This window comes from Streptomyces sp. NPDC002276 (assembly GCF_053891435.1).
This window is the reverse complement of the sequence record NZ_JBSFCQ010000027.1, coordinates 24427-37904: the sequence shown is the minus strand read 5'-3', so window position 1 is coordinate 37904 and position 13478 is coordinate 24427. Positions and strand designations below refer to the sequence as shown.

Here is a 13478-nt window from a genome sequence, read left to right as displayed (position 1 = left end):
CCCCGATGTCACTGCCGCCGTCACCGACGTCACCGCCGTCACTTGGTCCGGAGTTCCACGACATCGCCAAGCGCGTGAACAACTGGGGCCGTTGGGGACCGGACGACGAGATCGGCACGCTGAACCTGATCACCGACGAGGTGGTCCGCGAGGCGGCCACCGAGATCCGGACCGGCCGCCGCATCCCGCTCGCCCTCCCCCTCCAACACGACGGCGTGCAGACGGGGATGATCCCGGGCCGGGTCAACCCGCTGCACGCGATGGTGCAGATCAACCAGGAGCTGTTCGGCCCGGGGACGGTGGCGTGCAGCGACGACGCCGTGACGATGGGGTTGCAGGCGGGCACGCACTGGGACGCGCTGACGCACGTCTCGCACTCGGGGAAGCTCTACAACGGCCGCCCGGCCGGCACCGTAACTCCGCACGGGGGCGCCGAGTTCAGCGGGATCGACAAGGCACGGCACATCGTCTCGCGCGGGGTCCTGCTGGACGTGGCACGCGCGCGGGGTGTCGACCGGCTCGAAGGCGGTCACGCGGTGACCCCGGAGGACCTGGAGGCCGCCGAGCGACTCGCCGGTACCCAGGTCCGCGCGGGCGACATCGTGCTCGTACGGACCGGGCAGGTGCAGGTGTACCTGTCCGGCGACAAGCACGGTTACGGCTACCCGTCACCCGGTCTGTCGATCCGTACGCCGGAGTGGTTCCACGCGCGGGATGTCGCGGCGGTCGCCAACGACACCCTCACCTTCGAGATATTTCCGCCGGAGATCGAGGACTTGTGGCTGCCGGTGCACGCCCTCGACCTGGTCGAGATGGGGATGTTGCAGGGCCAGAACTGGAATCTCGAAGAGTTGTCCACAGCTTGTGGACAAGAGAACCGTTACGCGTTCTTCCTGTCGGCGATGCCCGAACCTTTCGTGGGCGCCACGGGAACCCCGGTGGCCCCGATCGCCATCCTCTAGGTCAGTCCGGTTTTGACGAGGGCCGGACTTACGGTCGGATGGCGGCGCGCTGCTGCCCGCCCCGAGCACGGCACCGCGCTGCCGCCATCCGACTCCGGCGTACCCGTCCCGGCCCCCGGCCCCGAGGGAACCCACGCCGAACACGACCCACACTCGCCGAGGGCCCCCGTCACCGAAGCCCTCGTCGTCCCCTCGCGGCGAATCGCTGCCCACAAGCGTGACCACACGGTCACGTCGCGTCAACGCCCATCCGGGGATTTGTTCCTTAAGTGCCACTTTACCGCAGGGCGCGCGCGGAAGCACGGCCCGGCGCATCTCCGCCGGGCACTTGCAGACAGCACCTACACGGCCTCGTACGCGAAGCCCTCGAAGCCCCCGTACGCCGTGACACCGCCCCCGAACGCGGCTGCGGCGTCCCGGGGTTGACTGCCCCGGTCCAGCTCGCACCAGATGCGCTTGCCGGTGCCCTCCGCGCTCCAGCCCCAGCGGTCGGCGAGGCCGTCCACCAGCGCCAGTCCGCGACCGCCGGTCTCGTCGCCGTCCGCACAACGCGGCACCGGAGCCGTACAGCTGGTGTCGGCGACCTCAAGGCGGACCGTGGCCGACTCGTCCGCCTCGTCCGGCAGGGAGAGCCGCAGCACAGCCGGACAACCGGTGTGCACCACCGCGTTGGTGACGAGCTCGGAGACCAGCAGGATCAGCGTCTCCGCGAGCGGTTCGTCTGCTTCTATCCCGGACCCGGCGAGCCGGGAGCGCGCCCATCTCCTGGCCCGCCCCACCTCTGCGGGGTCGGGCCGGATCTCCAGCTGCACTTGAAGCACCTGCACCGCTCACACCATCCGAACCGGCGGACACATAGCCTCGCGCCTCACGAGGGCCACGATCGTAGCCATTTTCTGCATGGCCAGAACAACGACCAGAGCCAGGGTCACGGAACGTGAATCCCTTGCGAGACAGCATGATTGACGTTCCGTCACCCCAACAAGCGCTTCGGGCATATTCCAGCGCGAAGGAGTACGCGTGCGGGATACTGTGCGACGCTCATTGCGGGGAGTCGAACAGGCAGGGGTGAAAGCCCGTTCTGCCATACGAACTACGGAACGCACCGCCCGATCCGGAGCCGCCTCACAGGCAACTCCGGCATGGCTCGTACCTTGAACCACTCGCATCCCACACAAGGTACCGGAGCCCCGGGACGACTCCGGGCCGTGACGAGTCACGCATAGGACACAACCCGATATCAACGCTGCGTGATTCCGATGTGCCACGATCCGCGACACCGTTGTCGGAGCCGTCCCGGTCGCCGCAGGCAGGCGCCCCACTACACCGCTCCGCCCACCAGATCGGCCGCCAGCAGCTCCTCACTCTCCGTGCTCCCACCACCACGCTGGGCCCGCACCCACGCCCGTTTCAGATGCAGATGCACCTCGGACTCCCAGGTGAAGCCCATCCCGCCATGCACCTGAAGACAGTCCCGGGCCCCACGCACGGCGGCCTCGTCGGCCAGCAGCCGGGCCGCGGCGATGTCCACCGGATCCCCGGTCACGGCCGCCGCATACACGGCGACCCGCGCCACCTCCACCCGCACCAGCGACCGCGCGCACAACTGCTTCACGGCCTGGAACGCCCCGATCGGCTGCCCGAACTGCTCACGAGTCCGGGCGTGTTGCACCGCGAGCCCACACACCCGCGAGGCCGTACCGAGCTGCTCGGCGGCGGTAAGAAGAACAGCGACAGGCTCGACCCGCGCAGGCGCCGGCACCCGATGCAACGGCGTCAACGGATCCACCGACCGCAGCGCTACGGCCCCCTCGGCCCCCGGCAACACGACATCGGCCGCGTCCAGCCACTCCACAAGCCGCCCATCGGCAGCGGCGACCACGGTCTCCCCGGTGGCGGCCCCCGGCACGACCCCCGCAGCAAGATGCGTGGCCACCAACGGCCCAGGCACCAGCGCCGCCCCAACCTCCTCAAACACCAACACGGCCTCGGGCAGCCCGAGTCCGGCCCCTCCGTCGGCTTCGGGCAGTCGCAGGGAGAACACCCCAAGATCACCGAGGGCACGCCACAAACCCCGGTCCAGCAGAGGAGCTTCTAGGGGCGCGGGGCTGTATACATCAGCGGCTCCGCCGCGGGGCGCGCCCAGCCACGACGGACCCGCAGACGACGAACGACCAATCACATCCCGCACAACAGCCCGCAACGCCCTTTGATCATCCGTCAGTTGAAACCGCATGGCTCACCTCCCCTTCGGCAACCCAAGAATCCGCTCAGCCACGATGTTCTGCTGTATCTGCGAGGTCCCCGCAGCGATGGTGTACGACAACGACGACAGCCGATCCAGCACCCAAGGCCGCTCCAGATCAAGGGAGTTGGGCCCAAGCACATCCGCAGCGACGTCGTACAACTCCTGCCGCGCATGCGAGTACCGGAGTTTGAAGACCGACCCGCCCACACCCGGAACACCGCCGGAGGCCTCCGCCTCGCTCACATTCCACTGCGTGAGCCGCCACAACGCCCGGAACTCGGCGTTCAACCGCCCCAGTTGCCGCCGGAGCACGGGATCGTCCCACCGCCCGTTCCGCCGCGCCTCGTGGGCCAACTCACCCAACACCCGCCGACAGGCGACGACCTCGCCCACAAAGGCCGTACCGCGCTCGAACGACAGCGTCACCATCGTCACGCGCCACCCGTCGTTCTCGTCCCCGACCCGGTTGCCGACAGGCACCCGCACCTCGTCGAGGAACACCTCGGCGAACTCCGCGGACCCGGCGAGCGTCCGCAGCGGCCGTACGGTGATCCCCGCCGCGTCCATCGGCATGGCGAGCCAACTGATCCCCCGATGCTTCGGGGCATCCGCATCCGTCCGCACCAACAGCTCGCACCAGTCGGCGACTTCGGCGTGCGAGGTCCAGATCTTGGAACCGGTCACCACGTAGTCGTCGCCGTCCCGCCACGCGCGCGTGCGCAATGACGCGAGGTCGGAACCCGCCTCGGGTTCGCTGAACCCCTGGCACCACACCTCGTCGCCGCGCAGCACGGGCGGCAGCCACCGCTCCCGCTGCTCGGCCGTACCCTCGGCGGCGATCGTCGGCCCGGCGTGCAACAGCCCCACGAAGTTGGCCCCCACGTAGGGCGCGCCCGCCCTCTCCGTCTCCTCCAGGAAGATCAGGCGAGTCGTCGGAGACGCGTCCCAGTGCACATCGCCGTACCCGGCGTCGTACAACATCCGCTGCCAGCCGAGGTCGTAGCCGCGTCTGCCCGGCCAGTCGTCCGGGGACGGCTTCGCGGGCAGGGTGGGGAGCACCTTGGCGAGCCACTCCCGCAGACGGGCCCGGTACTCGTCCTCCTCTGCCGTGTACGAGAGGTCCATTACCGGTCGAGGTCCAGGCCCAGCATGCGGATCGCGTTGCCCCGCATGAGCTTGTAGACGGTCTCGTCGTCGAGGCCCTTGACGTGGTCGAGGGCGACCTCCTTGGTGTGCGGGAAGGTCGAGTCGACGTGCGGGTAGTCGGTCTCGAAGGTGGCGTTGTCGCGCCCCACCACGTCCAGCGAAGCGACCCCGTGCTTGTCGCGGAAGAAGCAGCAGAACATCTGGCGGTAGTAGTACGTGGAGGGCGGGTCCGGGATGAGGTCGCGGACGCCGCCCCACGCGCGGTGCTCCTCCCACACGTCGTCGGCGCGTTCCAGGGCGTACGGGATCCAGCCCATCTGCCCTTCGCTGTAGGCGAGTTTGAGGGTCGGGAACTTCACCAGGACGCCGCTGAAGAGGAAGTCCATCATCGAGGCCATGGCGTTGTTGAAGGAGAGGGAGGCCTGTACGGCGGGGGGTGCGTCCGGGGAGGCGGCGGGCATCTGGGAGCTGCTGCCGATGTGCATGTTGACGACCGTGCCGGTCTCCTGGCAGACCGCGAAGAACGGGTCCCAGTAGCCGGAGTGGATGGACGGCAGCCCCAGGTAGGTGGGGATCTCGGAGAAGGTCACCGCCCGCACCCCGCGGGCCGCGTTGCGCCGAATCTCCGCTACCGCCAACTCGACGTCCCACAAAGGGATCAGGCAGAGCGGGATGAGCCGGCCGCCGCTGTCGCCGCACCACTCCTCGACCATCCAGTCGTTGTAGGCGCGGACACAGGCGAGCGCGACCTCCTTGTCGTGCGCCTCGGCGAAGGTCTGGCCGCAGAAGCGCGGGAAGGTCGGGAAGCAGAGCGAGCCCTCGACATGGTTGGCCGTCATGTCCTTGAGCCGCTCGACCGGGTCCCAGCAACCGCGCCGCATCTCCTCGCGCGTGATGCCCTCCAGGGTCATCTCGTCGCGGTCGAAGCCGACGGCGGCGATGTTGCGCTTGTACGGGAACTTGAGGTCCTCGTAGATCCACCAGTCGGTGGGCGGGCCGTCCGGGTCCATCGTGATCTGGTATTTGCCCGCCACGTAGGCGAGTTCACCGATTCCGGCGGTGAGCGGCTGGGGTCCGCGCTCGCGGTACTTCGCCGGCAGCCAGGTCTCGAAGAGGTGCGCGGGTTCGATCACGTGGTCGTCGACGCTGATGATGCGGGGCAGTTCGGTGGTCATGGGTTCCCCTCCGCCGGACGGTACTTATCTGATGACCCGTCAGATAGCATGTCACCTGACGAGTCGTCAGCCAAGGAGGGGGCACCATGAACGAGACGCCGCACTCCCTGAGTTCCGCCCGCACCCTGTGGGAACTGGTCGTCCGCCGCGCCGAGTCGACCCCCGACCGGCCGGTCCTCCTCCAGGACGACCGCGCCCTGACCTTCGGCGAGTTGCGGGACCGCTCGGAGCGGGTGGCGGCGGGCCTGTACGACATGGGCGTACGACCCGGCACGGTCGTCGCCTGGCAGTTGCCCACCCGGATCGAGACCGCCCTGCTCTCCTTCGCGCTGGCCCGCCTGGGCGCCGTACAGACGCCGGTGATCCCCTTCTACCGAGACCGCGAAGTCGGCTTCGCACTGCGGGAGTCGAAGGCCGAGTACTTCGCGGTGCCGGGCACCTGGCGCGGCTTCGACCACACGGGGATGGCGCGGCGGCTCGGCGCGCGGGGCATCTTCGAGGCGTACGACGACGCCCAACTCCCGGACGGAGAGCCGGACTTGCTTCCCCCGCCGCCCACCGACGGCACCTCCGTCCGCTGGATCTACTGGACCTCCGGCACCACCTCCGACCCCAAGGGCGTGCTGCACACGGACCGTTCGCTGATCGCGGGCGGCTCGTGCCTCGCGCACGCGCTGCGGCTGACGGCGGAGGACGTGGGGTCGATGGCCTTCCCGTACGCGCACATCGCGGGGCCCGACTACACGGTGATGCTGCTGCTGTACGGCTTCCCGGCGGTGATGTTCGAGCAGTTCGCGCTGCCGGACGCGCTGGAGGGGTACCGCAAGCACGGGGTGACGGTGGCCGGCGGGTCAACCGCCTTCTATTCCATGTTCCTTGCCGAGCAGCGCAAGCAGCCGGGGACCAAGGTCATTCCCTCGCTACGGCTGCTCGCGGGCGGCGGGGCGCCCAAGCCGCCGGAGGTGTACCACTCCGTCGTACGGGAGATGGGGGTCCAGCTCACCCACGGCTACGGCATGACCGAGGTGCCGATGATCACCATGGGCGACCCGGAGGACACCACCGAGAACCTCGCGACGACCGAGGGGCGGCCGCCCGAGGGGATGGAGATACGGATCGCCGAGGGCGGTGAGGTGCGGTTGCGCGGGGAGGCCGTGTGCCAGGGGTACTTGGACCCGGCGCAGACGGCGGAGGCCTTCGACGCGGACGGGTTTCTGCGCACCGGGGACCTGGGGGTCGTCACCGACAGCGGGCATCTCATCCTCACCGGGCGGCTCAAGGACGTGATCATCCGCAAGGGCGAGAACATCTCCGCGAAGGAGATCGAGGATCTGCTCGCCGCGCATCCGGACGTCGGTGACGTGGCCGTCGTAGGGCTGGCGGACGCGGAGCGCGGGGAGCGGGTGTGCGCGGTGGTCGAACAGCCGCCGGGGGCCGGGGTGTTGACCCTGTCCGTCGTGACGGATTATCTGCGCGCGGAAGGGCTGTCCGTGCACAAGCTGCCGGAGCAGCTGGAGATCGTGGACGCCCTTCCGCGCAACGAGACCCTGCGCAAAGTGCTCAAGTACAAGCTGCGGGAGCGTTATTCGAGCCCTGGAGCTATTCCGGGACCGTGAAGTAGCGGGCGAAGGCCGAGACGATCTCCGCCTCGCCGACCTTGCCGTCGCTGTCCGTGTCGAGGGCGTCGGCCGCCATGGCGGCGATGTCGTCGGGCACCCCGAGGGCCTTGAGGACGCGCACGGTGTCGTCGATGGTGGCCGAGCCGTCGCCGTCCGGGTCCGCGACGTCGAGGGCCGCGTGCAGGAAGGGGCGGCCGATCTCGGCGAAGCGCTCCGGGTTGTCGCGCAGCCGCTTGACCGCTCCGCCCACGAACTCCTCGCGGCTGACGCGCTGGTCGCCGTCCCGGTCCGCGATGCCCGCCATGCCCTGCCAGAACGCCTCCGCGCCGATGTACAGGGCCTGTCCCTTGTCGGAGCGGGCCGCCGTGCCGAACTCCGCGAGCAGCGCCTTGGCCGCCGAGTTGAAGTCCTCGCGGTCGATGAAGCCGTTGCCGTCCTGGTCGAAGGTGGCGAACCGGGCGGCGATCCGTCGCTCGTACTCGGTGCTGACCATGTCTTTCGGGCCGCCTTACTCATGTGGGGTGCGCTTGGCTGGAGCGTACGACGCCGGGACGGGTCCGGGAGCCGAAAACGTCGCTTGTACCAAGACCGGGGAAATTCCGAAACAACGGCGTCACCCCGGAAACCAACGCGTCACGCCGAGAGGGGGTCCGCCTCCTCTTCGGGGTCCTCTTCTGTGGCCGTCATCACATCGGGGTAGACGTCGAAGAGGCGGCGCACTCCGAGGGCGCCGAGCACACGGTTGACGTGCGAGCCTCCCCCAATCTCGAATTCGCTCGATCGGGAGGGGCCCCCATCCGCCCCCTGGGCCGGCAGGATCAGCCGCAGGTGCCCCTGGCAGGAGCGGATCAGGCGGCGGGCGGCGATGAGGACGCCGACCCCGCTGGAGTCGCAGAACAGCACCTCGGAGAGGTCCACGACCAGGCAGTGGCGGCCCTCCGCGACCACGTCGTGCACCCGCTGGCGCAGCACCGGTGAGGTCACCAGGTCCAGTTCGCCGGACACGAGGAGCACGGACCAGCCGCCGCGCTCGCCGTCGTTCACTTTGAAGGCCACCATCGCGCCTTTCGCTAGCCGGAACTCCCGGAAACCGTCCGGAAACGGAAGCCGTACCTACGCTTCCTTGCAGCGCGGCTGCCCAGCGGCCGTTCCCTGAAACACGGGGACAGAAACGGAAACCGGTCCGAAGAGGCTTGTTTTAGTCGCCTTCGATCCTGTTCGATCAGTTGTGGACCGGGTAGGCACACGTCCGCTACCACCCGCGCCCCCTCAGGGGCGTGCAATTGCACGAAGGGGCGTGCGCTGTCCGAGGTGCCGACTACATTCGAAGAGACGGTGGGCGCACGCTTGACTTGGGCACGGACACGGTGAGGGGGCCGCATGGCGACAAAGGACGCACCGCCCCGATGGGACCGCAAGATGCAGCAGCGGCTGGCCCGCGGCGAGGCGGCGGCCCTCGGTGAGCTGTACGACCGCTTCGCCTCCCTCGTGCACGCCCTCGCCCACCGCGTCCTCGGCGACGAGCGCGCCGCCGACGGCATCACCCGCGAGGTCTTCGCCCACGTGTGGGAGCACCCCGACGCCTACGACCCCAAGCAGGGCCCGCTGCGCTCCTGGGTGGCCGCGCTGACCGCCCGGCTCGCCGTGCAGCGGCTGCGCGCCACCGAGACCGCCGCGCTCGCCCAGGGCGGCCAGGGCTCCACCGAGGAACTGGAGCGCAAGGTCCGCCGCGCCTCCGTCGCCGCCCGCGCCGACTACATCGTCACGTCCATGCCGGCCCCGCTGCGGGCCGCCCTGGAGCTGGCCTACTTCCAGCGCCGCGACTACCGCCAGACCGCCGTCGACCTCGGCGTCACCGAGGACGAGGCCCGCCGCCGACTGCGCCTGGGCCTCCAACTCCTGTCCACCGCCCACGACACCGGCGCACCGCCGGAACCAGCGGGACCAGGGGGTGCGGTGTGAGCGACGCGAACGACGAGCACGAGGCGTACGACGGAGGCTCCGTGCCGCCGCGTATCCCCATGCCCCGGGCCTCGGTCGAGGACGGCGGGCGGCCGTTGCCCGAACTCGACGAGTCGGCGTCCCGGCCCGCGCCGCTCGTGCTGGAGCACCCGGTGCTCAAGGCACTGCTCGGCGCGTGGGCGCTGGCCGCGTGCTCGGCGGCGGAGACGGCGGCCGTGGAGGAGCACCTCGGCGAGTGCGGCGCCTGCGCGGACGAGGCGCTGCGACTGCGCGGAGCGGTCGGCCTGCTCCACCCTGTCGAACCCCTCGACCTCGACCCCGGTCTGCGCACCCGCGTCCTCACCGGCTCCTTCGACCGCCGCCCGCCGCGCATCCCGGTACCCGAGTGGGCGACGCCGTACGACGCCGAGACCGCGCGCCTGGACGCCCTGCTCCAGGACATAGGCGACGCCGAGTGGCACGCGCCCGTGCGGCTGCGGTGGTTCGACGGCCAGGCCCCGACGAGCCGTCGTACGACCGTCGCCGGGGTCATAGCGCATCTGCTGACCGTCGACGGCCTGGTCGCGACGGCGCTGGGCCTGGACGACCCGCTGACCGGGGAGACGGCCGACAAGGCCACGAACCCGGCCGCGCGCACCGAGGCGTACTGGCGCGCCTCGTACTTCCCGCCCACCCACTCCATCCGCGCACCCTGGCGCGAGCAGAGCCACAGCATCGTCCGCACGGTGTCGTTCACCGGCACCACCACCGGCAAACGGGCCGTGTCCTACGGCGACTTCGAGCTGCCGCTGCACGACGCGATGCTCGACCGGGCCTTCGAGTGCTGGGTCCACGCGGAGGACATCGCGGAGGCGGTGGACTATCCCTACGAGCCGCCGTCACCGCGCAGCCTGAACCGGATGATCGACCTCGCGGCGCGCATGCTCCCTGTCGCGCTGGCCGAGCGGCGACAGCTCGGGCTGGCCGCGCCGGCCGAGGGGCGGCACCTGGTCCCGGCCGGGGATCCCGGGCGCAGCCTGCGGCTGGAGATCGAGGGGCACGGCGGCGGTGAGTGGATGATTCCGCTCGACTCACCCGGGGCGGTGGGGTCGGCCGAGCGGGAGGTCGCCCATATCGCCCTGGACGGGGTGGAGTTCTGCCATCTGGCGGCTGGGCATGTCTCGCCGGAGGACGCGGCGGCTGGGCAGTTGGGGGATCGGGGGGCGATCAGGGATGTGCTGTTCGCGACGGCGAGCTTGAGCCGGATGTAGGCGGGCAAGTGCGGGTGCGGGGCGGGTGCGTTGTGGCTGGAACTCGGGCTCGGTTTCGTTCTTTGGGGGCGCGGGGAACTGCGCGACAAGCCACAACGCACCCGCAGCCGCAGCCGCCCACGCACCCGAACCCCCGGGCTCCTAGGCGAACACAACCGTCCGGCGCCCATTGAGCAGAATCCGCCGCTCCGCATGCCACTTCACGGCCCGCGCCAGCGCCTGGCACTCCACGTCACGGCCGATCGCCACCAGCTGGTCCGGGGTCACGTCGTGGCCGACCCGCTCGACCTCCTGCTCGATGATCGGGCCTTCATCCAGGTCGGCGGTCACATAGTGGGCCGTCGCGCCGATGAGCTTGACGCCCCGCGCGTGCGCCTGGTGATACGGCTTCGCGCCCTTGAAGCTCGGCAGGAAGGAGTGGTGGATGTTGATGATCCGGCCGCTGAGCGCCTTGCAGAGGTCGTCGGAGAGGACCTGCATGTAGCGGGCCAGGACGACGAGTTCGACGTTCTCCTCGCGGACCAGGTCCAGGATCCGCGCCTCGGCCTCGGCCTTGTTGTCCTTCGTCACGGGGATGTGGTGGAAGGGGATGTGGTACGACTCCACCAGCTCGGCGAAGTCCGTGTGGTTGGACACCACGGCCGCGATCTCCACGGGGAGCGCCCCGATCCGCGCGCGGAACAGCAGGTCGTTCAGGCAGTGGCCGAACTTGCTGACCATGAGGACGATGCGCATCTTCTCGTCGGCCCGGTTGATCTGCCAGTCCATGTGGAAGGAGTCACCGATCGCCGCGAAGCTCGCGCGCAGCTTGTCCACGGTCACCGGCGGCTCCGCCGAGAAGTGGACGCGCATGAAGAACAGTCCCGTGTCGTGGTCGCCGAACTGCTGGCTGTCCTCGATGTTGCAGCCGGTCATGAAGAGGTAGCTCGACACGGCGTGCACGATGCCCTGCTTGTCGGGGCAGGACAGGGTCAGGACGTACTGGTCGGCGGGCGCCGCGGCTCGGGTGGACTGCGCGTTCATGCGGGACAGGGTCCCATATCCCCCTGGGAGGGGGGACCGGCGTCCGCCACCCGGACCGGACGCCCGGCCCGGACCGGACCGGGTACCCGAGCCAGACGCCCGGACCGGATGCCCGAGCCAGACGCCCGAGCCGGCCGGGGTCTACGCCGACCGTGTCATGATCTGCAACACCTCAAGCGTGCGCGGCGGCGCGTCCGGGTCCTCCCCGTCGCTGGACGCCATCCGTACGTGCGCGTCGCGGGCCGCCCGCACCGCCTCCGGCCACGCCTGGTGGTCGACGTACGCGGAGACCGGGGCGTCGGGACCGACCTGGTGCATGATCCGCAGCACGCGCAGGACGGCGGAGTCGACGAGGGCCGCCTCCTGGGAGTCGCGGAAGATCGTGCCGACGTATTTCTCGGCGGACCAGTTGTCCAGCCAGGTGTCCTCGACGAGGCGGTAGACGGCGTCGGTGACGTCCCCGTACCCGTCGACACCGGCCAGCCAGACGTTCTGCTGGAACACCGGATCGGAGAGCATGTGCAGCGCGGAACGCACGTTGCTGCGCCAGCGCCACCACGGCATGTCGTTCAGTGGCATGCCGCCCATGGTGAAGGAGCGACGGGGGCGACGGGAAGAGTTCTCCGGAGCTTGCACGGTCATCGATCGTACGTTCCTTGTCACACTCACAGGAACGCCCCCCGTAATTCACCTCCAGGTCACCACTCGTTGACCGGGAGTCACTCCCGGGTTAGCGGTGTGGCGGAAGCGTGTGTGTACATGACCGGCAGTCGGCGCAACCGCAGCACCTTCCTCCCCACGATCACCCGGCCCGTCAGAGCCACCGTCATGTCGGCGGCGGCGCTGCTGGCGTGCGCGTCGCTCACGGCCGGCTGCGGGGTCATCCCGGGCACCTCGGGCTCCGCGGACTCCCCGATCACCGTCATGACCTGGGCGCCCTGGGACACCAACGCGACCAACAAACCCGGCATGCCCGCGATGGCGACGGCGTACGCGAAGTGGATCAACAAGCACGGCGGGATCAACGGCCGCAAGCTCAAGGTCCTGACCTGCAACGACCACAACACCAGCGTCGCGGCGGCGCAGTGCGCCCGGCAGGCCGTCAAGGAGAACGTCGTCGCGGTCGTCGGCTCCTACAGCGAGTTCAGCGACTCGTTCTTCGCCCCGCTGGAGGGCGCCGGCATCCCGTACATCGGCGGCTACGGCGTGACGAGCGACGAGTTCACCCGCGCGCTGTCCTACCCCGTCAACGGCGGCCAGCCCGCGCTGCTGGCCGGCCTCGGCAAGCAACTCGCCCCCGGCTGCGGCACGGTGACCCTGGTACGGCCCGACTCCATCGCCGGTGACGACCTGCCACCGCTGCTGAACGCGGGGCTCGCGGCGGGCGGGCACGCACCGGCCACCGACCAGCTCGCGGCGGACAACCTCACCGAGTACTCCACCCAGTCGACGAAGGCGCTGGAGAGCACGACCAGCGGCACCTCGTCGAAGGAGGGGTGCGTGGTGCCCTCGCTCGGGGACCGCACCGACACCTTCATGGACTCCTTCCGGCGCGAGCGCGAGGACTATCCCGCCGTGCGCGCCGCGACCGTGCTCGGCAGCGTCGACCAGACCGAGATCAACTCGACGGGCGGGCAGTCCGGTCCGTACGAGGGGTCGTACATCACCGGCTGGTACCCGGTCGCGGGCGACCCGCGCTGGAATCCGATGAAGAAGGCCGTCAACGAGGTGGCCTTCGGCGACAACCGGATCGACCCGGCGGACGCGGGGGTGGAGACGACCTGGATCGCGTACACCGCGTTCAAGACGGTCGTGAACTCGCTCGGCAACGGTGAGGTGACCGCCGACACCGTACGGCGCGCCCTCGACGACGGCGTCAAGGTCAACACCGGCGGGCTCACGCCGACGCTCCAGTGGAGTTCCACCGACGACGACGATCTCGCCTCCGTGGGCCTGTCCCGCCTGGTGAACGCCTCGGTGACCCTTCAGGTCGTACGCAAGGGCATTCTGGTGTCGGCGAAGAAAGGCTTCTTCGACATGACGTCGACGCTGGAGAGCGCGAACCTCGACTGAGGTCCGCGCCCGTCCGTCCG

At 69.8% G+C, this 13478-nt stretch carries 13 protein-coding genes; 5 read left to right on the top strand and 8 right to left on the bottom strand.

Features of this window, described 5'->3' with window-relative positions; genetic code table 11:
- Nucleotides 1-5: 5 nt before the first annotated feature.
- Nucleotides 6-962, top strand: coding sequence for a cyclase family protein (locus tag ACWIHT_RS42330; protein ID WP_456173948.1), 957 nt, complete (start codon nt 6-8; stop codon nt 960-962).
- A gap of 341 nt (nt 963-1303) precedes the next feature.
- On the opposite strand, the gene ACWIHT_RS42325 is transcribed toward ACWIHT_RS42330, so the two are convergent.
- The 4 genes from ACWIHT_RS42325 to ACWIHT_RS42310 all read right to left on the bottom strand — a co-directional run bounded on the left by ACWIHT_RS42325 (nt 1304) and on the right by ACWIHT_RS42310 (nt 5531).
- Nucleotides 1304-1774 carry an ATP-binding protein gene (locus tag ACWIHT_RS42325; RefSeq protein ID WP_019075564.1) on the bottom strand — a complete coding sequence of 157 codons (471 nt, stop codon included), beginning with the start codon at nt 1772-1774 and terminating at the stop codon, nt 1304-1306.
- Between the two features lie 509 nt (nt 1775-2283).
- Entirely contained in the window at nt 2284-3198 is a 915-nt protein-coding gene (locus ACWIHT_RS42320) for an acyl-CoA dehydrogenase family protein (protein ID WP_456173947.1), read from the bottom strand.
- A 3-nt stretch (nt 3199-3201) separates the two neighbouring features.
- Nucleotides 3202-4335: an acyl-CoA dehydrogenase family protein gene (locus ACWIHT_RS42315; protein ID WP_456173946.1), complete on the bottom strand. Its 1134-nt coding sequence runs from the start codon at nt 4333-4335 to the stop codon at nt 3202-3204.
- A complete protein-coding gene (locus ACWIHT_RS42310; protein WP_456173945.1) occupies nt 4335-5531 on the bottom strand; it encodes an amidohydrolase family protein in 1197 nt (398 codons plus the stop codon). The genes ACWIHT_RS42315 and ACWIHT_RS42310 overlap by 1 nt, the downstream gene beginning before the upstream one ends.
- A gap of 86 nt (nt 5532-5617) precedes the next feature.
- On the opposite strand from ACWIHT_RS42310, the gene ACWIHT_RS42305 reads away from it, so the two are divergent.
- Entirely contained in the window at nt 5618-7147 is a 1530-nt protein-coding gene (locus ACWIHT_RS42305) for a class I adenylate-forming enzyme family protein (RefSeq protein ID WP_456173944.1), read from the top strand.
- Here the strand turns inward: ACWIHT_RS42305 and ACWIHT_RS42300 are convergent.
- Together ACWIHT_RS42300 and ACWIHT_RS42295 are read right to left on the bottom strand one after the other, a co-directional pair.
- A complete protein-coding gene (locus ACWIHT_RS42300) occupies nt 7131-7643 on the bottom strand; it encodes an EF-hand domain-containing protein (protein ID WP_456173943.1) in 513 nt (170 codons plus the stop codon). The two genes, ACWIHT_RS42305 and ACWIHT_RS42300, sit on opposite strands and share 17 nt — an antisense overlap.
- A 140-nt stretch (nt 7644-7783) precedes the next feature.
- A complete protein-coding gene (locus tag ACWIHT_RS42295) occupies nt 7784-8209 on the bottom strand; it encodes an STAS domain-containing protein (protein WP_456173942.1) in 426 nt (141 codons plus the stop codon).
- Nucleotides 8210-8530: 321 nt separating this feature from the next.
- On the opposite strand from ACWIHT_RS42295, the gene ACWIHT_RS42290 reads away from it, so the two are divergent.
- Nucleotides 8531-9112 carry a sigma-70 family RNA polymerase sigma factor gene (locus tag ACWIHT_RS42290; RefSeq protein ID WP_019075572.1) on the top strand — a complete coding sequence of 194 codons (582 nt, stop codon included), beginning with the start codon at nt 8531-8533 and terminating at the stop codon, nt 9110-9112.
- Nucleotides 9113-9171: 59 nt separating this feature from the next.
- Nucleotides 9172-10362, top strand: coding sequence for a maleylpyruvate isomerase N-terminal domain-containing protein (locus tag ACWIHT_RS42285; RefSeq protein WP_456173996.1), 1191 nt, complete (start codon nt 9172-9174; stop codon nt 10360-10362).
- Nucleotides 10363-10503: 141 nt separating this feature from the next.
- Here the strand turns inward: ACWIHT_RS42285 and purU are convergent, their stop codons facing one another.
- On the bottom strand, nt 10504-11385 hold the full coding sequence (gene purU / locus ACWIHT_RS42280) for a formyltetrahydrofolate deformylase (protein WP_456173941.1): 882 nt from the start codon (nt 11383-11385) through the stop codon (nt 10504-10506).
- Nucleotides 11386-11526: 141 nt separating this feature from the next.
- Nucleotides 11527-12027, bottom strand: a complete 501-nt coding sequence (locus ACWIHT_RS42275) for an SCO4402 family protein (protein WP_200715011.1) — start codon at nt 12025-12027, stop codon at nt 11527-11529.
- Between the two features lie 117 nt (nt 12028-12144).
- Here ACWIHT_RS42275 and ACWIHT_RS42270 point away from each other — a divergent pair, with 117 nt between their 5' ends.
- Nucleotides 12145-13458 carry an ABC transporter substrate-binding protein gene (locus ACWIHT_RS42270; RefSeq protein WP_456173940.1) on the top strand — a complete coding sequence of 438 codons (1314 nt, stop codon included), beginning with the start codon at nt 12145-12147 and terminating at the stop codon, nt 13456-13458.
- The last annotated feature ends 20 nt before the right edge of the window (nt 13459-13478 follow it).

Bases quoted from the DNA above. Each gene is read 5' to 3' on its own strand.
- ACWIHT_RS42330 (WP_456173948.1), top strand. From the start codon at position 6: ATGTCACTGCCGCCGTCACCGACGTCACCGCCGTCACTTGGTCCGGAG.
- ACWIHT_RS42320 (WP_456173947.1), bottom strand. From the start codon at position 3,198: ATGCGGTTTCAACTGACGGATGATCAAAGGGCGTTGCGGGCTGTTGTG.
- ACWIHT_RS42315 (WP_456173946.1), bottom strand. From the start codon at position 4,335: ATGGACCTCTCGTACACGGCAGAGGAGGACGAGTACCGGGCCCGTCTG.
- ACWIHT_RS42310 (WP_456173945.1), bottom strand. From the start codon at position 5,531: ATGACCACCGAACTGCCCCGCATCATCAGCGTCGACGACCACGTGATC.
- ACWIHT_RS42305 (WP_456173944.1), top strand. From the start codon at position 5,618: ATGAACGAGACGCCGCACTCCCTGAGTTCCGCCCGCACCCTGTGGGAA.
- ACWIHT_RS42300 (WP_456173943.1), bottom strand. From the start codon at position 7,643: ATGGTCAGCACCGAGTACGAGCGACGGATCGCCGCCCGGTTCGCCACC.
- ACWIHT_RS42295 (WP_456173942.1), bottom strand. From the start codon at position 8,209: ATGGTGGCCTTCAAAGTGAACGACGGCGAGCGCGGCGGCTGGTCCGTG.
- ACWIHT_RS42290 (WP_019075572.1), top strand. From the start codon at position 8,531: ATGGCGACAAAGGACGCACCGCCCCGATGGGACCGCAAGATGCAGCAG.
- ACWIHT_RS42285 (WP_456173996.1), top strand. From the start codon at position 9,172: ATGCCCCGGGCCTCGGTCGAGGACGGCGGGCGGCCGTTGCCCGAACTC.
- purU (WP_456173941.1), bottom strand. From the start codon at position 11,385: ATGAACGCGCAGTCCACCCGAGCCGCGGCGCCCGCCGACCAGTACGTC.
- ACWIHT_RS42275 (WP_200715011.1), bottom strand. From the start codon at position 12,027: ATGACCGTGCAAGCTCCGGAGAACTCTTCCCGTCGCCCCCGTCGCTCC.
- ACWIHT_RS42270 (WP_456173940.1), top strand. From the start codon at position 12,145: ATGACCGGCAGTCGGCGCAACCGCAGCACCTTCCTCCCCACGATCACC.